Source organism: Psychrobacillus sp. NEAU-3TGS (assembly GCF_029955155.1).
Lineage (GTDB): Bacteria > Bacillota > Bacilli > Bacillales_A > Planococcaceae > Psychrobacillus.
The window spans coordinates 455,887-482,758 of record NZ_JAPNOZ010000004.1; the positions used below are offsets into that span (position 1 = coordinate 455,887).

General features: G+C 37.1%; 26 protein-coding genes, 1 pseudogene and 1 other annotated feature. Of the genes and pseudogenes, 23 read left to right on the top strand and 4 right to left on the bottom strand.

Features of this window, described 5'->3' with window-relative positions; translation table 11 throughout:
• Positions 1–260: 260 nt before the first annotated feature.
• The 15 genes and pseudogenes from hflK (at position 261) to OR571_RS03315 (ending at position 15,532) form a co-directional block, all read left to right on the top strand.
• Positions 261–1,238 (top strand): FtsH protease activity modulator HflK, encoded by a 978-nt coding sequence (gene hflK / locus OR571_RS03245; RefSeq protein ID WP_282241406.1) that lies wholly within the window; start codon positions 261–263, stop codon positions 1,236–1,238.
• Positions 1,238–2,215, top strand: a complete 978-nt coding sequence (hflC, locus tag OR571_RS03250; protein WP_282241407.1) for a protease modulator HflC — start codon at positions 1,238–1,240, stop codon at positions 2,213–2,215. The genes hflK and hflC overlap by 1 nt, the downstream gene beginning before the upstream one ends.
• A 97-nt stretch (positions 2,216–2,312) precedes the next feature.
• A pseudogene (gene polA, locus OR571_RS03255) lies at positions 2,313–4,939 on the top strand (DNA polymerase I).
• 12 nt (positions 4,940–4,951) lie between these two features.
• Positions 4,952–5,824, top strand: coding sequence for a bifunctional DNA-formamidopyrimidine glycosylase/DNA-(apurinic or apyrimidinic site) lyase (gene mutM, locus OR571_RS03260; protein ID WP_282241408.1), 873 nt, complete (start codon positions 4,952–4,954; stop codon positions 5,822–5,824).
• Positions 5,825–5,836: 12 nt separating this feature from the next.
• Positions 5,837–6,436, top strand: a complete 600-nt coding sequence (gene coaE, locus OR571_RS03265; protein WP_282241409.1) for a dephospho-CoA kinase — start codon at positions 5,837–5,839, stop codon at positions 6,434–6,436.
• Positions 6,437–6,649: 213 nt separating this feature from the next.
• The gene (locus OR571_RS03270) at positions 6,650–7,672 is read left to right on the top strand and encodes a glyceraldehyde-3-phosphate dehydrogenase (protein WP_282241410.1); all 1,023 of its coding nucleotides are present in this window, start codon (positions 6,650–6,652) and stop codon (positions 7,670–7,672) included.
• Between the two features lie 205 nt (positions 7,673–7,877).
• Entirely contained in the window at positions 7,878–8,261 is a 384-nt protein-coding gene (gene speD, locus OR571_RS03275; RefSeq protein ID WP_282241411.1) for an adenosylmethionine decarboxylase, read from the top strand.
• 115 nt (positions 8,262–8,376) lie between these two features.
• On the top strand, positions 8,377–8,841 hold the full coding sequence (gene nrdR, locus OR571_RS03280; RefSeq protein ID WP_282241412.1) for a transcriptional regulator NrdR: 465 nt from the start codon (positions 8,377–8,379) through the stop codon (positions 8,839–8,841).
• Positions 8,842–8,868: 27 nt separating this feature from the next.
• Positions 8,869–10,224 carry a replication initiation and membrane attachment family protein gene (locus OR571_RS03285; RefSeq protein ID WP_282241497.1) on the top strand — a complete coding sequence of 452 codons (1,356 nt, stop codon included), beginning with the start codon at positions 8,869–8,871 and terminating at the stop codon, positions 10,222–10,224.
• Between the two features lie 9 nt (positions 10,225–10,233).
• Entirely contained in the window at positions 10,234–11,175 is a 942-nt protein-coding gene (gene dnaI, locus OR571_RS03290; RefSeq protein ID WP_282241413.1) for a primosomal protein DnaI, read from the top strand.
• A 60-nt stretch (positions 11,176–11,235) separates the two neighbouring features.
• Positions 11,236–11,469, top strand: a binding site (T-box leader).
• Positions 11,470–11,524: 55 nt separating this feature from the next.
• Positions 11,525–13,450 carry a threonine--tRNA ligase gene (gene thrS / locus OR571_RS03295; protein WP_282241414.1) on the top strand — a complete coding sequence of 642 codons (1,926 nt, stop codon included), beginning with the start codon at positions 11,525–11,527 and terminating at the stop codon, positions 13,448–13,450.
• A 540-nt stretch (positions 13,451–13,990) separates the two neighbouring features.
• Complete coding sequence (gene infC / locus OR571_RS03300) at positions 13,991–14,554, top strand: translation initiation factor IF-3 (protein ID WP_186321401.1); 564 nt, start codon at positions 13,991–13,993, stop codon at positions 14,552–14,554.
• A 30-nt stretch (positions 14,555–14,584) separates the two neighbouring features.
• On the top strand, positions 14,585–14,785 hold the full coding sequence (gene rpmI / locus OR571_RS03305; RefSeq protein ID WP_053588661.1) for a 50S ribosomal protein L35: 201 nt from the start codon (positions 14,585–14,587) through the stop codon (positions 14,783–14,785).
• Between the two features lie 43 nt (positions 14,786–14,828).
• Positions 14,829–15,188 (top strand): 50S ribosomal protein L20, encoded by a 360-nt coding sequence (rplT, locus tag OR571_RS03310; protein WP_142609353.1) that lies wholly within the window; start codon positions 14,829–14,831, stop codon positions 15,186–15,188.
• A 59-nt stretch (positions 15,189–15,247) separates the two neighbouring features.
• Positions 15,248–15,532: a DUF1294 domain-containing protein gene (locus OR571_RS03315; RefSeq protein WP_282241417.1), complete on the top strand. Its 285-nt coding sequence runs from the start codon at positions 15,248–15,250 to the stop codon at positions 15,530–15,532.
• Positions 15,533–16,353: 821 nt separating this feature from the next.
• Here OR571_RS03315 and OR571_RS03320 read toward each other — a convergent pair.
• Positions 16,354–16,740 carry a sigma-w pathway protein ysdB gene (locus tag OR571_RS03320; protein ID WP_282241418.1) on the bottom strand — a complete coding sequence of 129 codons (387 nt, stop codon included), beginning with the start codon at positions 16,738–16,740 and terminating at the stop codon, positions 16,354–16,356.
• A gap of 93 nt (positions 16,741–16,833) precedes the next feature.
• Here OR571_RS03320 and OR571_RS03325 point away from each other — a divergent pair, with 93 nt between their 5' ends.
• The 5 genes from OR571_RS03325 (at position 16,834) to argF (ending at position 22,162) form a co-directional block, all read left to right on the top strand.
• Positions 16,834–17,319, top strand: coding sequence for a dUTP diphosphatase (locus OR571_RS03325; protein WP_282241419.1), 486 nt, complete (start codon positions 16,834–16,836; stop codon positions 17,317–17,319).
• A 210-nt stretch (positions 17,320–17,529) separates the two neighbouring features.
• The gene (locus OR571_RS03330; protein ID WP_481900356.1) at positions 17,530–17,835 is read left to right on the top strand and encodes a hypothetical protein; all 306 of its coding nucleotides are present in this window, start codon (positions 17,530–17,532) and stop codon (positions 17,833–17,835) included.
• Positions 17,836–17,963: 128 nt separating this feature from the next.
• Positions 17,964–19,886, top strand: coding sequence for a DUF2207 domain-containing protein (locus OR571_RS03335; protein WP_282241421.1), 1,923 nt, complete (start codon positions 17,964–17,966; stop codon positions 19,884–19,886).
• A gap of 78 nt (positions 19,887–19,964) precedes the next feature.
• Positions 19,965–21,053, top strand: coding sequence for a M42 family metallopeptidase (locus OR571_RS03340; RefSeq protein WP_282241422.1), 1,089 nt, complete (start codon positions 19,965–19,967; stop codon positions 21,051–21,053).
• A 143-nt stretch (positions 21,054–21,196) separates the two neighbouring features.
• Positions 21,197–22,162 carry an ornithine carbamoyltransferase gene (argF, locus tag OR571_RS03345; protein ID WP_282241423.1) on the top strand — a complete coding sequence of 322 codons (966 nt, stop codon included), beginning with the start codon at positions 21,197–21,199 and terminating at the stop codon, positions 22,160–22,162.
• 194 nt (positions 22,163–22,356) lie between these two features.
• Here argF and OR571_RS03350 read toward each other — a convergent pair whose 3' ends face one another.
• Both OR571_RS03350 and OR571_RS03355 read right to left on the bottom strand, forming a co-directional pair.
• Positions 22,357–23,337: a bile acid:sodium symporter family protein gene (locus OR571_RS03350; RefSeq protein WP_282241424.1), complete on the bottom strand. Its 981-nt coding sequence runs from the start codon at positions 23,335–23,337 to the stop codon at positions 22,357–22,359.
• A 1-nt stretch (position 23,338) separates the two neighbouring features.
• Positions 23,339–24,733 carry an FAD-binding oxidoreductase gene (locus tag OR571_RS03355; protein WP_282241425.1) on the bottom strand — a complete coding sequence of 465 codons (1,395 nt, stop codon included), beginning with the start codon at positions 24,731–24,733 and terminating at the stop codon, positions 23,339–23,341.
• A gap of 269 nt (positions 24,734–25,002) precedes the next feature.
• On the opposite strand from OR571_RS03355, the gene OR571_RS03360 reads away from it, so the two are divergent.
• A complete protein-coding gene (locus tag OR571_RS03360; RefSeq protein WP_282241426.1) occupies positions 25,003–25,206 on the top strand; it encodes a helix-turn-helix transcriptional regulator in 204 nt (67 codons plus the stop codon).
• 2 nt (positions 25,207–25,208) lie between these two features.
• The gene (locus tag OR571_RS03365) at positions 25,209–25,709 is read left to right on the top strand and encodes a hypothetical protein (protein ID WP_282241427.1); all 501 of its coding nucleotides are present in this window, start codon (positions 25,209–25,211) and stop codon (positions 25,707–25,709) included.
• A 43-nt stretch (positions 25,710–25,752) separates the two neighbouring features.
• On the opposite strand, the gene sspI is transcribed toward OR571_RS03365, so the two are convergent.
• Positions 25,753–25,959 carry a small acid-soluble spore protein SspI gene (gene sspI, locus OR571_RS03370; protein WP_142538750.1) on the bottom strand — a complete coding sequence of 69 codons (207 nt, stop codon included), beginning with the start codon at positions 25,957–25,959 and terminating at the stop codon, positions 25,753–25,755.
• A gap of 89 nt (positions 25,960–26,048) precedes the next feature.
• Between sspI and OR571_RS03375 the strand changes: the two genes are divergently transcribed.
• Entirely contained in the window at positions 26,049–26,810 is a 762-nt protein-coding gene (locus OR571_RS03375; RefSeq protein WP_282241428.1) for a TrmH family RNA methyltransferase, read from the top strand.
• Positions 26,811–26,872: the final 62 nt, after the last annotated feature.

Here is a 26,872-nt window from a genome sequence, read left to right on the forward strand (position 1 = left end):
AAGGCGGCGACTCCCGCCGGAATAGCATGATCTGAAAGACCCGAAGGAGCGTAAGCGACGAGGAGATTGAAGTCATGCCGGCGGAAAGCGTCCGCCTGAAGCGAAAATCATAGTAAACCCTTAATAGGCAACATACCGTGCAGTTTCTCTATAATGCGACGCAATCGTTGACGTCTTTTTTAAGCCTAGTTTTATTATTTTTGAAACCAAATGGACTATTATTCCGTAATAGGATTATACATATAGAAAGGGGAATTATGATGAGTACAAAGAGATTAATATCCATCATTGTTGCTTCAATCCTAGGAATTATTTTATTATCTGCTGTATTTACATCCTGGTACACAGTAGATGAATCAGAACAAGCAATCGTTATTACATTCGGAGAAGCAGGCGACTCAATTACAGAATCAGGGTTGAAATTTAAAATGCCTTGGCCGATTCAAAAAGTAGAAAAACTGTCTAAAGAAACGTTCAGTCTGCAATTTGGATATAAACAAGCAGCCGACGGGGAAATAGAATCTTTTGATAAAGATACAAAAATGATCACGGGAGACGATAATATTGTCTTAACGGATTTAGTTGTACAATGGAAAATTACTGATCCAAAAGCGTACCTATTTAACTCCGAAAGTCCGCAAGATTTACTGCATGATGCAACGTCCGCCTCTATTCGCTCGATTATTGGGAACTCCAAAATCGACGATGCCTTAACATCCGGAAAAGCACAAATTGAAGCAGATACTGTTGAACTATTAGGTTCTTTAATAGACAAATATGACATTGGAATAACCGTACTTACTGTAAAACTGCAAGATGTAGAGCTACCTAATGCGGAAGTCCGAGCTGCATTTACTGCTGTAACGGATGCAGAGGAAACGAAAAATACAAAAGTAAACCAAGCAGAAAAATATATGAACCAAAAGATGAGTGAAGCAGAAGGGGAAAAGGATGCAATCATTTCGGAAGCAACTGGATATAAAACTGCTCGTATCCAGCAAGCACTCGGAGATGTGGAGTTATTTAATAAACTTTATGTAGAATATGCAGACAATAAAGAGATTACGAGACAGCGACTTGTAATGGAGACACTCGATGCAGTGTTACCGAACGCCCAAATTTATATTATGAAAGATGATGGTGGCACGATGAAGTATTTACCGCTCCAACCACTGGAATCTACTAAACAAACACCGCCACCAGCGGATACCGAAACAGAAGAAGGGAGTGGGCAATAATGGCGGATAACAATAATCCATTTTCCAATCTTGAAGAAAAATTTAATGCGATGCAAAAGAAAAAGAAGCCACAAAAAGAAAAAACACCAGTCGATTACAAAAAATATACAAAGCCATTTATCGGTATTTTTATAACATTCGTTGTTATTATTATCGCACTTGCAAATATCTATGTCGTGAAAGAAGGCGAATTTAGAGTAGTTCGCCAGTTTGGAGAGATTAAAGATATTAAAGATACACCAGGTCTGCATATGAAAATACCATTCATACAAAGTGTTACAACCATTCCAAAACATCAAATGAACTATAAATTATCAGAAGCAGAGATTAACACGAAAGATAAACGTCGAATTATTATTGACAATTATGCTGTTTGGCGTGTTGTAAATGCGAAAGAAATGATTTCGAATGCTGGTAACTTGGTAAATGCAGGATCTCGTATGGAAGAGTTCATCTATTCAGTCGTACGTTCAGAGCTTGGTCAACTAGAATATAGCGAGATTATTAACGATGAAAATTCTTCCCGAGGAAGTTTAAATGATCAAATTACAACACATGTAAATGAATTGCTTAAAAAAGATAAATACGGTATCGAAGTAATAGATGTACGTATTAAACGCACAGACTTACCGGAAGAAAATGAACAATCCGTTTATAATGAAATGATTTCAGAAAGACAAAGTATTGCACAAAAGTTTTTATCTACAGGTGATGCAGACAAACGTCGTATTGAAGCAGATACAGATCGTCAAGTGAAAGAGATGCTTGCGACTGCCAAAAAAGATGCTGCAATGATTGCTGCAGAAGGGGATGCAGAGGCGGCGAAAATTTACAATCAAAGTTTCTCTAAAGATCCAGAGTTCTATTCTCTTTATCGGACACTAGAATCCTATAAGCGAACAATTGGTGAGGATTCGATGATTATCATCCCGTCTGATTCTCCTTATGCGAAAATTCTTTCAGGTTACTTAGAATAGTATATGAATCGTCATTCCCCTTACTCTCATGGTAAGATATAGGGAATGACGATTTTATTTATTAAATGATATTTTTTATTTTGAGGGAGTGAATGGAATGTCCAACGAAAAAATACTTTTATTGGATGGGAATAGTCTCGCATACCGAGCTTTCTTTGCTTTACCATTATTATCAAATGAACACGGCATACATACAAATGCTGTATATGGTTTTACATTAATGCTACAAAAAATTATGGACGAGGAAAATCCGACGCATATGCTTGTGGCGTTTGACGCAGGTAAAACGACTTTCCGTCACTCTACTTTTGGAGAATATAAAGGTGGAAGACAGAAAACACCACCGGAGCTTTCTGAACAATTCCCTTACGTTCGTAAACTAATCGATGCATACGGGATTAAACGATATGAATTGGAAATGTATGAAGCGGACGATATTATTGGGACACTAAGTAAACAAGCTGATGCAAAAGGTCAACAGGTTGTCATTGTTTCAGGAGACAAAGATTTGACACAGCTAGCAACGGATCGTACGACTGTCTATATTACCCGAAAAGGTATTACAGACATTGAAAATATACACCTGCACATATAGAAGAAAAGTACGGGCTTACTCCGCAACAAATTATTGATATGAAAGGGCTCATGGGAGATGCTTCCGATAATATTCCAGGTGTACCAGGTGTCGGAGAAAAAACAGCGATCAAACTATTAAAAGAACATGGTTCTGTAGAAAAGCTTTATGAAGCATTAGACGCTGTTAGTGGTGCGAAATTAAAAGAAAAGCTAGTTGCAAACGAAGAACAAGCGAAAATGAGTAAAATACTTGCGACCATTGAAACGAGTGCTCCAATTGAAGTAACACTAGATGATCTAACATACAATGGACCTAATATGGAAGAGGTTGTGGAGATTTGGAAAGAGCTTTCGTTTAAAACACTTTTAGAGAAATCGGATTTCGTCGCGGAAGAGCAAGAAACTGCAGAAATGAATTATCAGGTGTTAGAAGAAGTAGATACTTCCATATTAAAAGACCAAATGGCTCTTCATTTCGAAATGTATGATGAACAATATCATACAAGTGAATTATTAGGAATCGCTTTTTCAAACGGTGAGGATTCGTATTTTATCCAAGGGACTAAAGCATTTCAATCAGACGCATTTTGTGCATGGCTAGAGGATAACGAAAAACATAAATTTTTATCGGATTCGAAAGCAACCCAAGCAGTAAGTAGAAAACATGGCATTAGTATCCAAGGAGCAGAATTTGATCTGCTATTAGCAGCTTATATTGTCAACCAATCTATTTCTTCTGGAGATGTATCGACACTAGCAAAAGAATTCGGGAATTTTAATGTTTGGACAGATGAGAGCGTCTATGGAAAAGGTGCGAAAAAATCAACGCCAGAACTTGAGAAACTCGCTGAACATGCGGCACGAAAAGCGCAAGCGATATGGCAACTAAAGCCGACTTTAGAAGAAAAGTTAAAAGAAAATGAACAGTACGAGCTCTACAAAGATTTAGAATTACCACTTGCATCTATTCTAGGAACAATGGAATCAGACGGAGTAAAAGTGGATAAACAAATACTTGTCGAGATGGGACATGACTTAGAAGTAAAGCTACAATCCATTGAGCAAGATATATTCGCGCTGGCAGGGGAGAAATTTAATATTAATTCTCCTAAACAATTGGGCGTAATATTGTTTGAAAAAATAGGATTAACACCTATAAAGAAAACAAAAACAGGTTATTCCACAGCAGCGGATGTATTAGAAAAATTAGCTGGAGAGCATGAAATTATTGAACAAATTCTTCTTTATCGCCAATTAGGAAAATTAAATTCAACATACATTGAAGGATTATTAAAAGAAATTCATGAAAAAGATGGGAAAATCCATACACGCTACCAGCAAGCACTAACTTCAACAGGACGACTAAGCTCGATTAACCCAAACCTGCAAAATATACCGGTTCGTTTAGAAGAAGGTAGAAAAATTCGAAAAGCATTTGTCCCATCGCAACCTGATTGGGTGATGTTTGCAGCCGATTATTCACAAATCGAGCTTCGTGTGCTTGCGCATATGTCGGAAGATAAAAACTTAGTAGAAGCTTTTATTAACGATTTGGATATTCATACAAAAACTGCAATGGATGTTTTTCATGTAGATGCAGAAAATGTGACATCGGACATGCGCCGTGCTGCAAAAGCAGTAAACTTCGGTATTGTGTACGGGATTAGTGATTATGGTTTATCGCAAAGCTTGGATATAACGAGAAAAGAAGCAGCCATATTTATTGAGCAATATTTAAATAGTTTTCCTGGTGTAAAAGAATATATGGATGATATTATCCGAGAAGCAAAGCAAAAAGGATTTGTTACGACGATATTAAATAGAAGAAGATATTTACCAGAAATTACGAGTTCTAATTTTAACCTAAGAAGCTTTGCGGAGAGAACTGCGATGAATACTCCTATTCAAGGAAGTGCAGCTGATATTATTAAAAAAGCGATGATTGATATGGCACAGCGTTTGAAAGATGAGAAAATGCAAACGAAGATGCTTTTGCAAGTGCATGATGAGTTAATTTTCGAGGCACCAAAAGAGGAAATTGCATTACTTGAAAAAATTGTACCCGAAGTAATGGATACTGCGATTAAATTGCTCGTACCATTGAAAGTCGATTATGCATTCGGTGCTTCTTGGTACGAAACGAAGTAAGGAGTTTTGAATATGCCTGAATTACCAGAGGTAGAAGGGGTCGTTCGGTCGTTAAGACCAATTGCGACGGGCAAAACAATTCAATCTGTAGACGTTTCTGAAACAATTATTACATCTAAAGCCAATGGCAAAGAGGCTATCATTAAAGGGGCAGATGTAGATGTTTTCAAAGAAGCACTACCTCAAATGATGATTGAAAGAATAGATAGGCGTTCTAAATATATCTATTTTCATCTAATGAAGGATGGAACCCCTCATTTACTCGTTTCACATTTAGGAATGTCTGGGGCTTGGTTCTACGTTCGTAACTTGCATGAAATTGAAGAAGAAAAATTTAAACGGCATTCACATGTCATATTCCATTTGGAGGAAGGTGACATGCTTGTATATGCTGATATTAGGCGATTCGGTGAGCTTCGTTTATTAGAAAGTGAAGCAGATCATCCACCATTATTGTTAATGGCTCCAGAGCCCTTCGATCAGGATGCTTTAGATCATTATTTGGCGATGAGTATTTTACCAAAATATGAAAATAAAGCGATAAAAGAATTTATCATGGATGGTCATGTCGTTTCAGGCTGCGGCAATATATATGCAACAGAGGCATTATTTCGATTAAGAATGCATCCCGCGCGAAAAGTGAAACGTATCAGCAAGGAAAGAAAAATACAATTATTCAATGAGATTGTCATTGTGCTTCTTGATAGTATTGAAAATGGAGGAAGTACGATCTCCGATTATCGTTCTATTAATGGAGAAGCAGGAAATATGCAAAACAGATTACAAATGTATGGAAAGAAGAATTGTCCAATTTGTGGTCGAAAAACGCTGCAAAAAACGATAGGTGGTAGAACCTCCACTTATTGTGGTACATGTCAGAAATAACGGAGGATAGTTATGATCATTGGTTTAACTGGAAGTATTGCAAGTGGGAAAAGTACTGTTTCCAATATGTTAAAGGAATTAGGCTACCCAATTGTAGATGCAGATGTTGTAGCCCGAGTCGTCGTTGAAAAAGGAACGGAAACACTTGGGAAGATAAAGGAAGTATTTGGCCAAGAAGTAATTGCAGAAGATGGTTCCTTAAACCGCGGAAAACTAGGTGACATTATTTTTTCAAGTCCCTCTAAGCGGAAACAACTTAATGATATTATCCATCCAGCAATTCGTACAGAAATGCTTCGTCAAAAAGAAGAGCTTCAAAAAGCGGGTCATCCATCCATAATCATGGATATCCCATTATTATTTGAGAGCAGACTGCAATCGTATGTAGAGAAAATATTAGTCGTAACAGTTACAGAAGAAACGCAATTGGAACGATTAATGGCGCGAAATAATTTTACGCTAGAAGAAGCAAAGGCAAGAATCCAATCACAGCTTCCATTATCTCTTAAAGAAAAAGAAGCCGATGCGGTTATTTATAATAATGGAACATTGGAATCCACAGAACAACAACTAAAAAAAATCTTAAGCGATTGGAATGTGTTAATCGTGTAGCACAAAAGACCGAAGACGACTCGAAAATAGGGCTGTTTTCGGTTTTTTTTGAGAAAATTTTTAGATACACCACTTATTGAACAGGGATAAATAACCCAATTACAAATAAAAATATCTTTCTTCTAATTTAGGGCTACATGATTCGGATAATGTGTTATACTAATTACAAGTTGTAAATATAAAGTATCACACAGTTACAGGAGGATTTTTCACATGACAGCTTCAATTGCAATTAATGGTTTTGGACGTATTGGACGAATGGTGTTTCGCCAAGCGATAGTACAGGAAGAGTTAAATGTTGTCGCAATTAATGCAAGATACCCTTTAGAAACGTTAGCGCACTTAATAAAATATGACTCTACACATGGTACTTTTTCAGGAGAAGTAAAAATAGAAGAAAATGCGCTTCTTGTAAATGGCAAACGAGTTCAAATTGTGAATGATCGTGATCCAGCGAATCTCCCTTGGAAAGAATTAAATGTCGACATCGTAATCGAGTCAACGGGAAAATTCAATGATGGTGAAAAAGCTAGTGCTCATTTAGCAGCAGGTGCGAAAAAAGTAATCATCACTGCTCCTGCCAAAAATGAAGATGCAACTATTGTAATGGGTGTTAATGATGATAAATTAGATTTAGAAAGCCAGGATATTATTTCTAACGCAAGTTGTACGACAAATTGTTTAGCACCTGTTGCAAAAGTATTAAATGATACGTTTGGTATTGAGAACGGTTTAATGACAACGGTTCACGCATATACAAACGATCAAAATAATTTAGATAATCCACATAAGGATCTAAGACGTGCACGTTCATGTGGGCAATCTATCATCCCAACATCTACTGGTGCAGCAAAAGCGCTTACATTGGTGCTGCCAGAGTTAGAAGGGAAAATTCATGGTATGGCACTTCGTGTACCTACTCCAAATGTTTCTTTAGTAGACTTAGTCGTAGATGTGCAAAGAGATGTAACTGTTGAAGAAGTAAATGCGGCATTTGTAAAAGCTTCTGAAGAATCCATGAAAGGGATTTTAGGCTTTACAACTGAGCCACTAGTTTCAATTGACTTTAATACGTCTACTCTTTCCTCTACAGTAGATGGATTAACTACAATGGTTATTGGTGATCGTAAAGTAAAAGTACTTGCATGGTATGATAACGAGTGGGGTTATTCTGCACGTGTAGTTGATTTGACGAAAAAAGTAGCGTCTGGTCTTAAAGTAGGTTCGAGCCTATAAAATAATTAGTCCTCTTTCTATATTTTAGAAAGAGGATTTTTTATTTGTTGCTTATTTTATCAATACATCATATAATGATAATCGTGTACTTCACGTACATGGACTACTTAAAGGGTTAGGACCTCTTTGGACTAACTTTCCCCCGTGGTAGTCAACTTTGATTGTTAATTTTTAAACTAAAACTTATCAAAGGGGGAAACGGACATTGGAAACAATGGGACGTCACATTATTGCAGAACTATGGGAATGCGATTTCGACAAACTTAACGATATGCAATTTATCGAGCAAACATTTGTTGATGCTGCACTTAAGTCTGGTGCGGAAGTCAGAGAAGTTGCATTTCACAAATTTGCACCACAAGGTGTAAGTGGAGTCGTTATAATTTCCGAATCACATTTAACGATTCACAGCTTTCCAGAGCATGGTTATGCGAGCATTGATGTGTATACATGTGGTGATTTAGACCCGTCAATTGCAGCTAATTATATTGCAGATGCTCTTAATGCTGGAATACGCGAAACGATTGAAATGCCTCGTGGTATGGGTCCAGTTAATGTACCTAAGTCGCGCATGACAGTTCAAGCGTAATAACTTAGCCGAGATGACTTAGCAGAGGAAGCGATTCCTCTGCTTTTTCGATTTTATACGATAATATTGTTATAATAGATATACAAATTAATGTAAGGAATTAGGTGAGACAATTATGAGATGTCCAACTTGTCAGTTTAATGGCACGAAAGTAGTCGATTCAAGGCCTGTTGACGATAATAAGGCGATAAGAAGAAGGCGAGAGTGCGAGGATTGTGGGTTTAGATTTACCACATTTGAAAAGGTGGAAGAAACCCCTTTGATCGTCGTGAAAAAGGATGGTTCACGAGAAGAATTTAGTCGTGAAAAAATACTTCGAGGACTGATACGTGCATGTGAGAAAAGACCAGTTGCACTTGATCAGCTAGAAGATATCGTGTTTTCCATTGAAAAAGAATTACGAAGAGCAGGAAATTCCGAAGTAAAATCCGAGGAAGTTGGCGAAAAAGTGATGGACAAGCTTGCAGAAGTAGATGAAGTGGCTTATGTTCGATTTGCTTCTGTCTATCGTCAATTCAAAGATATAACAGTCTTTATAGAAGAATTAAAAGAAATCATAAAAAAGAATCCAACATTATAAGCAGCAAGAGAGTAGGTGCAACTGTTGATGTTATATAAAGAGCTTCAGCCAGCAGACATGTATATGATTCGCTTGCCATATTCTTTTTCGGATTATGATCGCCAGTTATTAACATTATTGTATCAACCATTAGTTGGTGCGGAAAGTATTAGCCTGTACTTAACACTATGGGCAGATGGAGAAGCACAAAATAATGAGCGATTGCCCCATTATCAGCTAATGAATGTATTAGGTGTTTCTATCGGTAAAATTTTTCAAGCGAGAATTGCGTTAGAAGCAATCGGGCTGCTTCGTACTTGGCAAAAATCAGAGAATGATGGCCGTGTCTTTTATTATGAATTAACTGCTCCACTTGATGCAGAGTCTTTTTTAAAAGATCCATTATTGTCGATGTTTCTGTTAGGTAAAATTGGGGAAAATGCATATAAACAATTACGGAATCGCTTTATCCAACCTACAAACTGGAATGACGGATTTACGGATGTTTCTCGAACCTTTATGGACGTATTTAAACCATCTTCCAAAACAGGGAATGCCTTGTCTTATGAAGATAATTTTCAATCTAAGAAAAGAATGGATTCTTTGCCTTTTTACTTCGATCAATTTGATTTTGCTTTATTGCAGGAAGGGCTGTCGGAACAACTTGTTCCAAAGTCAGCGATGACGATAGAAGCAAAAGAAGTAATCGCTAAACTAGCTTTTTTATACAATTTACATCCAGTAGAGATGCAAAAAGTAGTCATACTTGCGTTAGATGATGAATTACATCTCTCCGAAGCAAGATTAAAAAAAGCGTGCGCTGATTACTATAAACTAACTGTTTCTAAAACTGCTCCCGTTATGGAAAAAATCGAGCAATCAGCTAAAGCAGTACCTGAAAAGAGCCAGCCATTATCGAAAGAGGAAGAACTTATCCATTATTTAGAAACGACAGCTCCAGCAGTCGTATTAAAGGATATTGCGAACGGCAAAGACCCAATTTTAGCAGATGTACAATTAGCTAATCATTTTGTTACCCATTTTAAAATGCCCATTGGTGTTGTGAATGTGCTATTGCAATATGTGTTGCTTCGTACGGATATGAAACTAACAAAAAATTATGCTGAGAAAATTGCTTCCCACTGGATGAGAAAAGATGTAAAAACAGCAAAACAGGCGATGGAGCTTGCCAGAAGCGAACATGAACAATATATAAAATGGAAAAGTGAAGGATCCAAACAGAAATCCTATACGAAAAAACCAGTACGCGAAGAAAAAGTGCCGGATTGGTTTTATAAAAAAGATGGGGAAACGAAACAATCCGGAGAAACAACAAATGGTATTCAAAACATAGATCAAGAAAGACAAAAGCTATTAGCGGATTTGAATGCATTGAAGAGGTAGGTGGAAATAATGGAGCGTATTAATGAAACGTTAAAAAGAATGGTTCAAACACCAGAATTCTCATCAAGGCTAGATGAAATGAAAAAAGAAGTGTTAGAAGATCCAGGTGTGCAAAAGTTTTTAGAAGAAAACGCGGGGGATATATCTAAACGAATCGTAGATCGGGGCTTGAGTAAATTATATGAATACAAGTCGCAGTCCCATGACTGTCGTTCTTGTGAATCCCTAGAGCATTGCATGAATGTTATGAAAGGATACGAACCTAAATTAGTTTTAGAGCGTGGTCTAATTGGTTTAGAATATATTCGTTGTCAACGAGGGATAATAGAGGATGAACGCAGAAAAGTGACTTCTATGATTAATAGCATACATATGCCAAAAGAGGTTATGGAAGCGCGTCTTAGCGATGTTGATGTGAATGATGGAAGTAGAGTGGTTGCTGTTCGTGCAGCAGTTGACTTTTTAGAGGAACTAAATCGAACTAATACATTACCGAAGAAAGGGCTTTATATTCACGGTAAGTTTGGTGTTGGGAAATCCTATCTTCTTGGAGCCCTAGCAAATGAGCTAGCAGTAAAACATATTCATTCTGTAGTAGTTTACGTTCCTGAATTTTTACGAGAAATGAAACAAGCGATTCAAGATCAATCGCTTTCTGAAAAAATAGAGTTTGTAAAAAAAGCTCCTGTTTTAATGCTAGATGATCTTGGTGCTGAAGTTATGTCCAGTTGGACGAGAGATGAGATAATAGGAACAATCCTACATTATCGAATGTCAGAACAGCTACCTACTTTTATAACGTCTAATTTCAATTACTCCGAGTTAGAGCACCATCTATCTGTTACGCAAAGAGGAGAAAAAGAAGTGGTGAAAGCTGGACGAATAATGGAGCGAATTCGTGCTCTTACGATTCCCATTTCTCTACAAGGAAAGAATTGGAGAGAAGAATAACCTCCTACAATGACTTGCAAATGCACATGGTGTGGAGTATAATCATTTTCATAAGAATAAGTAAATGCATTGAAGAGGACAACAATCAGTTTGTACGACTTTTTAGAGAGAGAAGCCTTGGCTGAAAGCTTCTTAAGTACCGGCAATCGATTTACCACCTCCGAGCAGTAACTGTGAATACATATACTAGCAGTTTACCGGTCACCGGCCCGTTAGCCGATGCAGAGCTTCGTCTACTTTTGTTTTTAGTAGACAGAAGAAGGGTGGAACCACGATTTGAACCTCGTCCCTTTATAGGGATGAGGTTTTTTTGCGTTTTCCGGTACATAATTTAAAAGGAGTGTTCAACATGGCAGAAGTTATTAAGTTAAAATTTCCAGATGGAGCAGTAAAGGAATTCCCTGTTTCGACAACTACTGAAGAAATCGCGCAATCCATTAGCCCTGGATTACGTAAAAAAGCGTTAGCAGGTAAACTTAGTGGACAGCTAATCGATCTTAAGACACCAATTACTACAGACGGAGAAATTGCAATTATTACACCTGAATCCGATGAAGCGTTGGAAATTCTTCGTCACAGTTCTGCACACTTGCTTGCGCAAGCTGTTAAGCGCTTGTTTAAAGATGTAAAACTTGGAATTGGGCCAGTAATCGAAAATGGTTTTTATTATGATATTGATTCGCCGGAACCGATTACGGCAGAAGACTTCCCAGCAATCGAAAAAGAAATGAAAAAAATTATTAATGAGAATATTGAAATCGTTCGACACGATGTTTCCCGCGAGCAAGCTTTTGAAAAGTTCAAGGAAGATGAGTATAAAGTAGAGCTTCTTGAAGCAATTCCAGAAGGAGAGCAAGTATCCATTTATGAGCAAGGAGAATTTTTCGATCTTTGCCGCGGAGTACATGTACCATCTACAGGAAAACTAAAAGAATTCAAATTATTAAGCATTGCTGGTGCATATTGGCGTGGGAATAGTGACAATAAAATGCTTCAACGTATTTACGGTACTGCATTCTTTAAAAAAGAAGAGCTTAAGCACCATTTAGATATGCTAGAAGAAGCTAAAGAGCGTGACCATCGTAAAATAGGGAAAGAGCTAGCATTGTTTACGAATTCTCAAAAAGTAGGACAAGGTTTACCACTTTGGTTACCGAATGGTGCAACGATTCGTCGTGTTATTGAGCGTTATATCGTAGACAAAGAGCTTAAACTTGGCTACAAACATGTATATACACCAGTGCTTGGTTCAAAAGATTTATACGAAACTTCCGGTCACTGGGATCACTACCAAGATTCTATGTTCCCACCAATGGAAATGGATAACGAGACATTAGTTTTACGCCCGATGAACTGTCCACATCATATGATGGTTTTCAAAAATGGTATGCACTCTTATCGTAACCTTCCTTTACGTATTGCGGAGCTTGGTACAATGCATCGTTATGAAATGTCTGGAGCACTTTCCGGTTTACAACGTGTTCGCGGGATGACATTGAATGATGCGCATCTTTTCGTGCGTCCAGATCAAATTAAAGCAGAGTTCCAAAAAGTTGTAGAGCTTATCATATCTGTTTATAAAGATTTTGATCTAAAAGATTATACTTTCCGTCTATCTTACCGTGATCCGCAAGATACAGAAAAATACTTCGATGACGACGTAATGTGGGAAAAAGCACAAGCAATGTTAAAAGAAGCAATGGACGAGCTCGGCTTAGATTATTTCGAGGCAGAAGGCGAAGCAGCATTCTACGGACCAAAATTAGACGTTCAAGTGAAAACTGCCATTGGAAAAGAAGAAACGCTATCTACTGTTCAATTGGACTTCCTATTACCAGAGCGTTTTGACTTAACGTATGTTGGAGAAGATGGAAAGCCACATCGTCCAGTTGTAATTCACCGTGGGGTAGTTTCTACAATGGAACGTTTTGTTGCATTCTTAATCGAAGAGTACAAAGGTGCTTTCCCAACTTGGTTAGCTCCAGTCCAAGTAGAAATCATTCCAGTATCCAATGAAGTACACTTCGATTATGCTAAACAAATCGAAGAGCTATTAGTAGCAGCAGGCTTCCGAGTAGAAATGGATGACCGTGAAGAAAAACTTGGTTATAAAATTCGAGAAGCACAAATGCAAAAAATTCCATACATGCTTGTATTAGGTGATAAAGAGCTAGAAGCAGGTAACGTGAACGTACGTAAATACGGAGAACAGCAATCAGAAAGTATTCCATTTGAGGAGTTTTTAACTCGCATTCAAGAAGAAACAAAACATTAATAAGAAAAGCGCAAGCGCCTATGTCTGCCCCGACAGGCAAATGGGGATGTGGTAGGTCTGCAAAGTGCGCCACATCCTGTGGCAAAGCAGACATGACCCGCATCGTGCGGGCCAAGGAGGCAGCTCTCCAACCACCACAACCGATTTTGTTTGCGACGAGCTTGCGCAGGAGCAGCTTTTTCACATTTGACCCCGAGGGGCAACGGTCTTCTGCGACGAGCTTTGCGCAGGAGCAAGGCGTTGGAGCTAGACAATTACTGTGTAGAAATTTTTTATTTTCTTAGATCATAAATACTGTTGACATGTACGAATCTACATGGTATAGTTATCTAGGTTATTGAATACAAGTTTGTGGTATAAGAAGAGGCTGCCCGCTTCTCACCTGTTTGACACTTTTTGTTGTTGACTGGTAAGCACACGATCGACTGTAACATGTAGGCATCTGCATGTTCTTATATCGGCGGGCAGACATACATCTTATGTCTGCTCGTTTTTTTATTTGATCGAAAACGGCGTAAGTAATTCGTTTCTACGAAATTTATGCCCAAACCATGTATTCGCGACACTATTTGGAGGTGGATTGTTATTAGCAAAGACATGTATGTGAACGATGGCATTCGAGCACGCGAACTACGAGTTATTGATCAAAATGGCGATCAGTTAGGATTGAAAACACGTAACGAAGCACTTGAAATCGCAGGTCGTGTAAATTTGGATCTTGTCCTTGTGGCTCCTCAAGCCAAGCCGCCAGTCGCTCGTATCATGGACTATGGTAAATTCAAATTTGAGCAGCAAAAAAAGGATCGTGAAGTCCGTAAAAATCAAAAAATTATCGTGATGAAAGAGGTTCGTTTGAGCCCAACAATCGATGAACATGATTTCCAAACGAAACTTAAAAACGCGATCAAGTTCCTTGAAAAAGGAGATAAAGTGAAAGCATCTATTCGTTTTAAAGGTCGTGCGATTACTCATAAAGAGATTGGTCAACGCGTTTTAGATAGATTTGCCGAAGCTTGTGCGGAAGTATCTACGGTTGAATCAAAACCGAAAATGGATGGCCGCAGTATGTTCTTAGTGCTTGCACCAAAGAACGAAAAACAGTAATAGAGTACAATTGTTTAGGAGGAATTCGACATGCCGAAAATGAAAACTCACCGTGGAGCTGCAAAGCGTTTCAAAAAGACGGGTACAGGAAAATTAAAACATGACCGTGCTTTTGGAAGCCACTTATTCGCTAATAAATCTACTAAAGCTAAACGTAAACTACGTAAAACTAAAGTAGCTTCTTCAGGCGATTACAAACGTATCAAAACACTACTTACTTACATGAAATAATAAGAAATTTAAATCTTGAAAGAATAGCAGGAGGTAATGAATCATGCCACGCGTAAAAAGCACACCAGTAACAAAAAAGCGTCGTAAAAAAGTATTAAAATTAGCTAAAGGTTATTACGGTTCAAAACATACATTATATAAAGTAGCAAACCAACAGGTTATGAAATCTCTAATGTATGCATACCGTGACCGTCGTAACAAAAAACGTGAATTCCGTAAATTATGGATCACACGTATCAATGCGGCAGCACGTCTAAACGGTCTTTCTTACAGCCGTTTAATGCACGGATTAAAATTAGCTGAAATCGAAGTAAACCGTAAAATGTTAGCTGATCTAGCTGTAACTGATGCAGCAGCATTTACACAACTTGCAGATGCAGCAAAAAAAGCAATCGCTAAATAATAAACGATAAAGAAGCTGATAGAGATTCTATCAGCTTTTTTTGTACAAGGGGTAGAAATATGAATCAAATTATTCCCTTTTTTATATTAATCATGTCTGTTATTTCGTTTGTCGTTATGGGCTATGACAAATCACAGGCGAAAAACCATAAACAAAGAGTTTCAGAGCGTACATTATGGTCGCTTGCTATCTTTGGCGGGGGCATTGGTGCTTACTTAGGAATGCAGTTGTTCCGACATAAAACAAAGCATACGAATTTTCGTGTAGGTTTTTTAATGCTGCTCATCGTCTATGTATTTATACTTTTTTGGTTAGTAAAAGCGAACAACCCAAGTATGATCTAGGGGTGTTCGCTATTTTTATGTTCAATAACTATAAAGTTCAATATATATTGATATTTTTTAAGAGTAACTTAAGTAAGTTATATCACTTTTCTAATTTGCACGTAGAATAGGGAAACTGCGTCGTAAAGAGATACAGCAAAGGCAATTGATTTCCGCTCCAGGCGGACGCTTACCGCGGGGCGGGCGGTGAGCCTCCTCGTCGCATGCTCCTGCGGGGTCTCACCTGTCCCGCTGAGCCCGCAGGTGTCGCCGCCTTGCGCTTCCATCAATAGAACTTGCTGACTAATCCATAATTAAATGCAAAAAAACTATTTAATTTATTTACAATTGTCAAGCAGTTTCTAATTTAGAATCATTTTATGTACAGTATAAATTATAGAGAAGGTTACTATTAGCCATTCAAGCAATAGTAGCTCCCTATAATTGATCACAATCGCTAGATAGTCTATCTTTTCAACTAATCAAAGGTTTCATCCATAGAAAATGCAACATAGTACTAAATTTAGTGTTTTATTATGGAGTAAATAGCAAACTCTATTGGATGGTAGCGAAGGGGTGGCGACTCCGGCGGGAGCAGTACGAGCTGAAAGCCCCGCAGGAAAGACATTGGTCGAACTTTGTTTGACCAATGTCTTTGCGACGAGTAATCGCAGGAGCATTTGTTTTCGGAGCGCCGAGGAGATTGAAGCCGTGCCCGCGGAAAGCGTCCACTTCATTCAACTCACTACCGCGCAGTTTCCCTATTATGTGCGACATCTCATGAATATTACATTATTTCCATTTGCAATATTGACTTAGAGATAGCTGTTTTCGTGTTTCAGCTATGCTTCATCTTTCATGAGCTGCTCTATCGGGCTCTTCCAATTGATTTTGGCAGATGGGTAATTCATCCGTATTTCATTTTGCAAAAAACGAAAATCCTCTTTTGAAAACCCTTGTAGTTTGGAAGGATCTTTTATCCAAACGAAAATAGATACTACTTCAAATGCTTGTTCCGTCGTACCTAAATACTTTTCACCTTCAAATAATGCACCTTTATACGTTATGAAAAAATTCTTACGGACATTTTTTATATCATCATAAAAATAGTACTGTTCTTTCTCATAGGATTCATCTAACTTTCTCTTCGGATCAAACAAATAACGAAGAATTTTATAAAATGCATATATGATTATGACAATTATTAGCAGTCGTAGTAATACAATCATCAAAAATGTCCTCCTTGTAAAATACATAGTAATTGCTATACGATAGAAGAGGTAGTTTGGTTTCAAAATAATTTAAAATAATTGGAGGAAATGATGAATTTAACAAAACTTTTTAAAATGCAACAAGCATTGGACGAATATATTCAAACAAATAAGCGAGTAGATGAAGATGTATTTGTAAAAAAAGGATTAGCCCTTGTTGTAGAACTTGCAGAATTAGCGAATGAAACACGTTGTTTTAAGTTCTGGAGTGATAAGGGATCGTCTGAACAGAATGTTATTTTAGAAGAGTATGTCGACTCTATTCATTTTTTATTGTCATTGGGAATTGAAAAAGGCTTGGATGATTTAACAGATTGGCCAATGGAAGATAAAGAGGAAGACTTAACTACACTATTTCTTTTAACAAACGAGGCAATCATCGCATTTTTACATGAATCGACGAAAAGTACATATGAAAAAATTTGGGTTTTGTATGGTGCCATTGCAAAAAAGCTAGGCTTTACTAGTGAAGATGTATTGCAAGCGTATATTTCTAAAAATGAAACAAATTATGAAAGACAGAAGAGTGGTTATTAATACTTTGAGCTAAATCAGTTCTATACTATTACCATGATTTTTTTGGGGGGAGGAATGTGACTAGGACGCATTCTTCCTCCATTTTGTTCGCTAAACGTATGGCAATAATTCTTCCGAAGTCCTTTAATACGAACGTTAATGGAATAAACTATGTTAAAATGGAATCAATTCAAAATCAAAAGAATGAAGGGGTAAAAAATGGGCTTAACTTTGGATATTGTGCGTACATTAATCCCACTTGTAATAGTAGGAGGAATTGCAGTATTTGTAGTTTTAAGAATGCAATATAAATATAAGAAAGGCGCACTTGGTAAGAAAAAATCAAAAAGTGCTCAAAGTTTATTAGATAGTTTAATCCCATTTGGAATGATGATTGGATTTGCTATTGCTATACTTTTAAGCATATTCTTCCAAATTTCTTTACTATCAACAATTGCTTGGGGACCTGGGTTAGGTTTATTATTTGGTTATTTTGCTTATGAAGTTTATAGCAAAAGAGAAGAAAGTTATTCATAATAGCTTTTTTCTAGAAATGAGCGGTTTATATAAGAAGACTATATAACGATATGAAAATATCAAATAATTGGAACTTTTTCTACTGTAAACCGTAAACATATTAACTTATTAATGTGGAGGTGAAGTTAATGAAAAAGTTCCTTTTTTTGCTTGTATTATTTTTGTTAGCTTTTTCATCTAGTGTAGTTGCGGAAGAGAGATCCTACTCAATAGACACAATACATATTAAATCCTGGATTCAACCAAATGGCGATCTTTTAGTGAATGAAGTATTTACCTATAATTTTGATGGGAATTATACAAGTCTAAAGCGATCCTTTCCAAAAGAACATGATAAAAATGTGGTGAATTTTTACGCTCATGAAATAACTACTTTAAGTCCAGAACCAGGTTTCATCGAAGATAATACATTAAAAACATTGCATGTTAAGAAAGAGAATGGAGTATATCGAACAAATATTAACAAAACAAACGAAAAAGTTTCTTTTTTGTATGTATATACTCTTAAGAATGCAGTGAAAGCATATGATACATATAGTGTTGCCGATGTTACATATTTTGGAGATGGAGATGCACATGATCAAGATTTTCATAATGTAACAATAGATTTTATTCTCCCTCAAACAATGGATCCTGTTAAATTCGATGGAGTATTGTTCGATCGAAATGCGAAGAAAAATGGGAAGTCTGAACATGGAATTCGGTTTAAAACACCGATTTCGGAGGCATTTACCTTCACAAAAACATCCTTCTTTTTTCCTTCATCTGTTCTGACAGGTATAGAGAAAACGAAAAGTACTAGCTCGATGGAAGAAGCATTTGCAAACGACAAGAAACAAGCGGATGCGATGAAAAAGAGGCTATCAGAAATTCCTGTACTTATAAAAATTTTACCAAAAGTTTCGCTTATATTAGTGATCCTTGCTGTACTTTTTATTATTGCTTTACCTCAAAGACATTTTTGGCGAAAAGGAAATGAAGAGTACATACTTAACATTGATATTTTATACTTGTTTTCTGTATATAAGACAGGAAAACGGGATAAGAAAACTTTTTTAGCCGGTTTATTTTCGTTAGTTGAAAAAGAAGCTGCAATAGTCAAACCTTCACGAGCGGCAATACGTTTTAAAAATGACCCGAAAGCGCCTAAAGAAACTTTATTGTTTCGCTTGAAAAACGGAGGAATTGCAAAGGGCTTATCCGAAGCTTATTTAATCCAATGGCTATTTAGCACTAAAAGTGGTTCAAGTAAATGGGCATTCCATTTGCATGATGCAGCGGGAGCGCCAAGAAAAGAAAGAGATAATGGGATGGCCAATTACTATCATACTAGGACAAAAGAGTTTAAAAAGAATCAAAAAACTTGGCATAAAAAAGTGCAGGATGAACTAGAAGAAGCGGGAACTTTTCATCACAAACTACCAAAGATTATTATTAGTTTAGCAATCATATTGTTAACGACTTTCGTTGCCATAAGCTACTATGCAGATTTCAGAAGCAGCGGAAGTATTGTATTCATTGGGATTATTACGATAGTCGTTCTCATTATTAATTGGGTTAAACTAACTGCTCACTGGTATTTTGCTCTTTATATGATTGTGATTAGTTTAATGGTTGGGAACATAGTAAATGATGAATTGATGAGTGAAATCTTTGGTTTAATCTTAGCGGTTATTCTTTTATATATCGCTGTGCCGATAAATATTCTTTCGTTGAATGCTGTACGTGTAAAAGATAGTATTCGCTCTTTCCAAAGAAGTATAAAAAGTGGAATGCCTGCCGATCTTTCGAAAACAGAGCAGGAGAAGTGGACGACACGGGCATATCTATTTGGTAGAAAAAATGTGCACATACCAGTTGTGGATGAAACGATTCCCTTGGCAGCACTATTAATAGCTGGAACAGACCCAATGGACTATGTGGCAAAAACATGGTACTGGACACCGGGTGCTACCTCTAGCGGAGGTTCATCCGATTCAGGAGGATTTTTCGGCGGAGACAGTGGTGGTGGCGGTGGTGACGGAGGAGGCGGCGGAGCAGGAGCCGATTAAAATCTATCACTTAATTTTGAAAATAGGATGAGTTTAGAATATAATTGATATGGCAGTTATATTTAGGAGGGCGAAATAATGACAAAGTTAGATGAGACATTGACAATGCTTAAAGAGTTAACCGATGCAAAAGGAATCCCAGGGAATGAGCGTGAACCTCGTCAAGTAATGGAAAAGTATATAAAGCCCTTTGCAGATAAAATAGAATATGATAATTTAGGAAGCTTGATCGCTGAAAAAGTGGGGGACGCAAATGGTCCCAAGATCATGGTAGCAGGGCATTTAGATGAAGTCGGGTTTATGATTTCTAAAATTGATGACAAAGGATTTTTAAGCTTTCAAACAGTCGGTGGCTGGTGGTCTCAAGTAATGCTTGCACAACGAGTGACAATCGTGACTCGTAAAGGTGATACTATTACCGGTGTGATCGGATCAAAACCTCCTCATATTTTAACAGCGGATGCACGAAAAAAAGCAGTGGACGTAAAAGATATGTTCATCGATATCGGTGCTTCCTCAAAAGAAGAGGCGATGGAGTGGGGAGTATTACCGGGAGATATGGTCGTACCATATTTTGAATTCTCGGTGATGAACAATGAAAAATTATTACTTGCAAAAGCATGGGATAATCGTATCGGCTGTGCTATTGCAATCGACGTATTAAAAGGTTTGCAAGATGTACAACATCCGAACATTGTATATGGTGTAGGAACTGTTCAAGAAGAAGTTGGACTTCGTGGTGCTAAAACTTCTACAGTAAAAGTAAATCCAGATATCGGTTTTGCAGTTGACGTTGGTATTGCAGGAGATACACCTGGTATTACTGCGAAAGAATCAACAAGCAAAATGGGAGCGGGTCCACAAATTGTATTGTTCGATGCATCAATGGTATCACATAAAGGATTGCGTGATTTTGTAATTGATACGGCAGAAGAAAATAATATTCCATATCAATTTGAAACGATCCCTGGTGGAGGAACAGATGCAGGCTCTATGCATATTTCTTTGAATGGTGTACCAGCATTATCAATTGGAATTGCAACGCGTTATATCCATTCACATGCTGGAATTCTTCATCGCGATGATTATGAAAACATAGTCAAATTGATTGTAGAAGTAATCAAAAAATTAGACCGCGATGCAGTAAATAAAATTACGTTTGATTAATAAAAATCGTCTAGAAGAGCATAATGAATGCCATTCTAGACGTTTTTTAATTTTCAGTTTTGCATATAAATTCAGTTGACTTTATTATTATTCATATTTATAATGATAATTACATAAATATACACAAAGGAGTGTTTTTATAAATGAAACTTTTAGAATGGGCGAACTTAAAAGTTGTAGATAGTTTAAAAGGTAAGGATCTATTAACTCTTTTTGATTACTCAAAAGAGGAGATAGTAGATATAATTCAGCTTGCAGTTGAATTGAAAAAGCTAACAAAGGCGGGGAAATGTCCTCCACTTTTAGAAGGTAAAACATTAGGGCTGATTTTTGAAAAACACTCAACAAGAACTAGAATTTCTTTTGAAGTTGGTATGAAACAATTAGGTGGGAATGGTATGTTTATGCATTCACATGATTTGCAAATCGGTCGAGGTGAATCAGTTTATGATACGGGCCATGTATTGTCTGGTTATTTAGATGGCATTATGATTCGTGCAAATTCGCATGAAATGGTGAAAGAATTAGCCGAGCATGCGAGCATACCTGTCATTAATGGATTAACAGATATGTATCATCCCTGCCAAGCGCTGGCAGACATTCTAACGATTCATGAAGTGAAAGGATATACACAGGGTTTAAAGATTGCGTATATTGGAGATGGGAATAATGTGGCACACTCTCTAGTTATAGCTTCAGCATACATGGGGATGCATATTGCCGTTGCAACACCGGTTGGTTATGAACCAAATCCAGAAATTATGGAAAAAGCAAAAGCGATTGCTTTACAAAATGGTGGATCTTTGTTCGTATCGAATGATCCTGTAGAAGCAGTGGTGAATGCAGATGTTATTTATACAGATGTTTGGACATCTATGGGGCAAGAAGAGGAAATGCAGAAACGTTTAGCAGACTTTAAAGAGTTTCAGATCAATGAAGCGCTGGTGGCGAATGCAAAGAATGATTATATATTCTTACACTGTCTGCCTGCTCATCGAGAAGAAGAAGTCTCTACTGCTGTAATTGATGGACCGAATTCATACATTTTCCAGCAAGCTGAAAATCGTTTGCACGCACAAAAGGCAGTGTTAGCTTCTCTAATGGCTTAATCGGAATTTAGGAACAATAGACTGGGAAGACAGGGTTTGTCACCAGGCTATTCCAATACATGCGATGTCGATCGTCAAGATGGACGGCTTCATCGCTACATACGAAGAGTGATTCGGGAGACGCTGAATCACTCTTTATTATTTTTACAAAAAAAGAACCTATCCTTAAGATAGGTCTTTAGTAAAGTAAATGATTAAGCTTTTGAAACTTTATTTGGTATTTTAGTTGTTGTGGTTTCAGTGCTTTCTTTTACCGGGCGTTTGGACCAATAAGTCGCTAAAATTGGACCGGAAATATTATGCCAAACTGCTCCTAGAGCACTTGGAAGAGCAGCTAACGGACCTAAGTGAGCGGTTGCTAGTGCCACACCTAAACCAGAGTTTTGCATACCTACTTCAATGGAAATTGCACGTTGATCTAATTCGGAAAGACCCATTAGCTTCGCAGCAAAATATCCTAATAATAACCCTGCTCCATTATGCAGGAATACTCCTACAAACACTAAGAAACCAGCAGAAGCAATGTTATTTACGTTACCTGCAACAACTGCAGAAACAATTGTAATAATAGCTAGTACTGATATAAGTGGTAAAATACTTAAGCTTTTTTCCACTACATTCGGTAATATTTTTTTCAAAAGCAATCCAAGAATAATCGGAATAATAATTACTTGAATGATAGACATGAACATATCAACCGCATTGACTGGCATCCATTGTCCTGCAAGTAAAAGCAACAATAATGGTGTTAATAAAGGTGCCAAGATAGTCGAGAAAGAAGTCATAGTAATAGATAATGGAACATTTCCTTTGGCTAAATAAACCATAACATTCGAAGCAGTTCCCCCGGGTACAGAACCGAGAAGAACAAGACCAGCCGCTAACTCACTTGGTAATTGCAAAAGATAAGCAATTGCAAATGCAGTTAAGGGCATAATGATGAACTGGGCTAAAACCCCGATTATAACAGGTTTCGGATGCGTTAAAATCAATTTAAAATCTACAGCCTTTAGCGTAAGACCCATCCCAAACATAACAATTCCAAGCAAAATTGTAATATACTTACCAAATGGAAGAAACGTATCAGGTATTAAAAATGCAATGACCGCTACTGCGATTACTAAAAATGCAAAATACTTTCCTGCAAAATTACTAATAGACTCTAATATTTTCAAATTATTCACCTAAGCTTTCTATTTTTACGATTTTGTTTGGATTTAATATATTGTTCGGATCAAGTGCGACTTTAATTTTTTCCATTACTAGTAACGCTGCTCCATGTTCAGTAGCTTGATACTTTTGTTTTCCTACCCCTACACCATGCTCGCCAGTACAAGTACCGTCTCGCTCTAGAGCATAGTGAACGATTTTTTCATTGAATGCTTCTGCTTTAGCTATTTCTTCTGGATTGTTCATATCAATCATCAATAACGCGTGGAAGTTTCCGTCTCCGACATGTCCTAGAACTCCTCCGACAAGACCAATTGCATCCAGTTCTTTTCTTGCATATATGACAGCGTCCGCTAGCTCTGAAATAGGTACACAAACATCGGTTACCATCATTTTTTTCCCTACGTTTCCGTGAATATACGCATACGCAAGGTTATGTCTAGCATCCCAAAGCTTTGTGCGTGCAGTATTATCTGTTTCGAATTGAACTTCCTCACAAAGATGATCTTCCATTATTTCTTTTGTAAATTCTACATCTTGCTGTAATCCTGCTTCGTTTCCGTCAAATTCTAAGAAAAGAGTAGGCTTTTCAGCATAATTTGTTTCACTAAATCGATTTACTTGACGTATGGAGCTTTCATCCACTAGCTCTACCCGTGCGATTGGTACGCCTGCCTGCAAAATGGAAGTAACGGCCTCTACTGCGTTTTGAACAGTCGGGAACACTGCTCTTGCTGCTGTTGTAAACTCTGGGATCCCGTACACCTTTAAAGTCAATTCTGTAAAGCAGCCGAGCGTTCCTTCCGAACCTACAAAAAGTCCGTTCAAATGATAACCCGATGCCGATTTGGCAGCCAAATTTCCTGTATGTATAATCGTACCGTCTGCAAGTACTACTTCTAAATCACGAACTTGATCTCGCATCACACCGTATTTAACAGTAGTTGTACCACTAGCGTTTGTAGCAGCCATTCCACCTAAGGTTGCATCTGCTCCGGGATCTACGGAAAAGAAAAGACCGTATTTCTTTAGTTCTTTATTTAGTTGCGTTCTCGTCACACCGGGTTGGACTTTTACTAATAAATCATTCTCACGAACTTCTAAAATTTTATCCATCAATGAAAAATCAATTGTAATTCCGTTGTCGTATGGAATAATATGTCCTTCTAAGCTGGAGCCACGTCCAAAAGGAACTACTGCTACTTTGAAATTGTTTGCTATTTTCATAATTTGGCTCACGTCATTTGCTGTTTTAGGAAAAACAACGATATCAGGTAGACTGACATGATGATAAGATTCGTCTTTACTATGTAGTTCTCGTACTGTTTGATTGACAGACACTTGGCTTTCGTCTAAAAACTCTTTTAATGTTTCTACTATTTGTTCTGTTGATACAGTCATGTTAAATCGCCTCTTTATAAAAATATAAGTATATGTTTTATTAGAATTTTCCCGTTAATTCTAATAGAGTAATTATACAGATAATTCGACAAATTGCAATTGAATCTTTATGAATTTTTTCACAATCTTTACTTTTCCAATTATTGAGCTATTGAAAAATTAGGGATTAACATTTTTGTCAGAATAAAGAAGTTAATTATCATTGACATTATGTTAAGTATACATTACATTATGTATATAATAGTTAACTTTTCGAGAGAAGGAGAAAAATGCTTAAAAATCGTGTGAAAGAATTACGCGCTAGATTTAGTTATACGCAAGGGGTTTTAGGAGAAAAAGTAGGTGTGACAAGACAGACTATTGGTTTTATCGAAAAAGGAGAATTTTCTCCTTCTATTACACTTTCTTTAAAGCTTGCACATGTTTTGGAATGTAAGGTAGACGAACTATTTTGGCTAGAAGAGGAGGAATAACGATGAAAAAAGATTTTCGGGTACAGTATCCACTTTGGCAAATTGGTTTTATGTTAATATTTATGGCATTGGTTTTCATGATTACCGGTGCAGTCACTACTTACGTTAACAATAAAACCTCATTTTCATATACGATCCAACTTGAAGCATTAGAAGGTGGTATTGTCTTTCTGCTAATTCCGGTGTTTCTTATCATGGCAATTATTTTATCTAGTAAGTTAAAGAAATATAATAAAGAACACCCAACTAAAAAATTATCGGTATGGCGAACTAAGCCGCTTGAATACATGGAAGATGACGAAGCATGGCAAATGATTACAAGGGTAGCGACTCAGAAAGTTTATACTTTCTTCACATGGTCATTACCTCTTTCAGCCGTTTTTCATTTACTAATTCCTACCTCTAAGATCCTAATTATTTTAAATATTGTCGTTCTATCATTAGTGCAATATCTCATTTTTTATATTCATGTACGAAAGCATGTGACAGAAGAAGGGGAATAATAAAAATAATCCGTGAAGAGTATTATTTCTTCACGGATTATTTTTATTTGAATGCTGCAGAGATTTCATTTAATACGGAGCTTCGTTTTGTATCATCGGCCATCTTCCACCATTTTTCGAAGATAACTCCAAGCCCAGGTAGAAGATGTTCTTCGCCTCTTTGAATAGCATCTTCGACTACGTTACGAATATCTGTTGCAGAATTCCCTTTTAAATTGTTTGAAATTGCTTCTCGAATTTGAAAATCCATTTTTATCACTCCTCGTAATTATCTTTTCCAAACTCTCGCAAGGTATACACGAATTTGTTACTATTAAATAAAAAAGGCGGTACATATAAATGAAACGAATCGAATCTCCCCAAAATTCCCTTGTGAAGCATTGGAAAAAACTGTTAAGTGTTCGAAAAGAACGAGACAAAACAGGTGAATTCATTATCGAAGGCTATCACTTAGTCGAAGAAGCGATTAAACAAAAAGAACAGGTGCTTACAATTATGCTAAGTGATACGAGCGAGATTCCAGCAAATTGGGATGTAGACAATTTAGAAATCGTAGAAATAAATGATGTCATCCAAAAGGAACTTGCTGAAACAGAACACACACAAGGAATATTTGCGCATTGCAAACAGCAAACTGTAGAAGAGCAAGTACAAACAAAGTGGAAACGTTTGTTATTAATAGATGCTGTCCAAGATCCTGGCAATATTGGTACAATGATTCGCACAGCAGATGCTGCAGGAATCGATGCGGTGATTCTCGGTAAAGGTTCCGCGGATGCATATAACCCTAAAACATTGCGTTCAGCACAAGGATCCCATTTTCATATCCCTATTGTAAAAGGAGATTTACATGAATGGATCGTTGCATTGAAGAATCGACAAGTAACTGTCTTCGGAACAGCATTTGAAAACTCTACGCCATTCCATCAAGTGGAGAAAAGCGATTCTTTTGCGTTAATCGTAGGAAATGAAGGAAGTGGCATTCATAAAGAGATACTAGAGAAGACCGATCAAAATATTATAGTGCCTCTTTTAGGACAAGCTGAGTCATTAAATGTAGCGGTAGCAACAGGGATTTTGTTATACGGATTAGCATTATAATAGTTGGAATAAGAGATGTCATATTACGTAGTTTAGAGAAACTGCGCGGTAAAGAGATACGG

Coding starts and splice junctions, on each gene's coding strand:
- hflK (WP_282241406.1), top strand. CDS start 261: ATGAGTACAAAGAGATTAATATCCATCATTGTTGCTTCAATCCTAGGA.
- hflC (WP_282241407.1), top strand. CDS start 1,238: ATGGCGGATAACAATAATCCATTTTCCAATCTTGAAGAAAAATTTAAT.
- mutM (WP_282241408.1), top strand. CDS start 4,952: ATGCCTGAATTACCAGAGGTAGAAGGGGTCGTTCGGTCGTTAAGACCA.
- coaE (WP_282241409.1), top strand. CDS start 5,837: ATGATCATTGGTTTAACTGGAAGTATTGCAAGTGGGAAAAGTACTGTT.
- OR571_RS03270 (WP_282241410.1), top strand. CDS start 6,650: ATGACAGCTTCAATTGCAATTAATGGTTTTGGACGTATTGGACGAATG.
- nrdR (WP_282241412.1), top strand. CDS start 8,377: ATGAGATGTCCAACTTGTCAGTTTAATGGCACGAAAGTAGTCGATTCA.
- OR571_RS03285 (WP_282241497.1), top strand. CDS start 8,869: ATGTTATATAAAGAGCTTCAGCCAGCAGACATGTATATGATTCGCTTG.
- dnaI (WP_282241413.1), top strand. CDS start 10,234: ATGGAGCGTATTAATGAAACGTTAAAAAGAATGGTTCAAACACCAGAA.
- thrS (WP_282241414.1), top strand. CDS start 11,525: ATGGCAGAAGTTATTAAGTTAAAATTTCCAGATGGAGCAGTAAAGGAA.
- infC (WP_186321401.1), top strand. CDS start 13,991: ATGCCCAAACCATGTATTCGCGACACTATTTGGAGGTGGATTGTTATT.
- rpmI (WP_053588661.1), top strand. CDS start 14,585: ATGCCGAAAATGAAAACTCACCGTGGAGCTGCAAAGCGTTTCAAAAAG.
- rplT (WP_142609353.1), top strand. CDS start 14,829: ATGCCACGCGTAAAAAGCACACCAGTAACAAAAAAGCGTCGTAAAAAA.
- OR571_RS03315 (WP_282241417.1), top strand. CDS start 15,248: ATGAATCAAATTATTCCCTTTTTTATATTAATCATGTCTGTTATTTCG.
- OR571_RS03320 (WP_282241418.1), bottom strand. CDS start 16,740: ATGATTGTATTACTACGACTGCTAATAATTGTCATAATCATATATGCA.
- OR571_RS03325 (WP_282241419.1), top strand. CDS start 16,834: ATGAATTTAACAAAACTTTTTAAAATGCAACAAGCATTGGACGAATAT.
- OR571_RS03335 (WP_282241421.1), top strand. CDS start 17,964: ATGAAAAAGTTCCTTTTTTTGCTTGTATTATTTTTGTTAGCTTTTTCA.
- OR571_RS03340 (WP_282241422.1), top strand. CDS start 19,965: ATGACAAAGTTAGATGAGACATTGACAATGCTTAAAGAGTTAACCGAT.
- argF (WP_282241423.1), top strand. CDS start 21,197: ATGAAACTTTTAGAATGGGCGAACTTAAAAGTTGTAGATAGTTTAAAA.
- OR571_RS03355 (WP_282241425.1), bottom strand. CDS start 24,733: ATGACTGTATCAACAGAACAAATAGTAGAAACATTAAAAGAGTTTTTA.
- OR571_RS03360 (WP_282241426.1), top strand. CDS start 25,003: ATGCTTAAAAATCGTGTGAAAGAATTACGCGCTAGATTTAGTTATACG.
- OR571_RS03365 (WP_282241427.1), top strand. CDS start 25,209: ATGAAAAAAGATTTTCGGGTACAGTATCCACTTTGGCAAATTGGTTTT.
- sspI (WP_142538750.1), bottom strand. CDS start 25,959: ATGGATTTTCAAATTCGAGAAGCAATTTCAAACAATTTAAAAGGGAAT.
- OR571_RS03375 (WP_282241428.1), top strand. CDS start 26,049: ATGAAACGAATCGAATCTCCCCAAAATTCCCTTGTGAAGCATTGGAAA.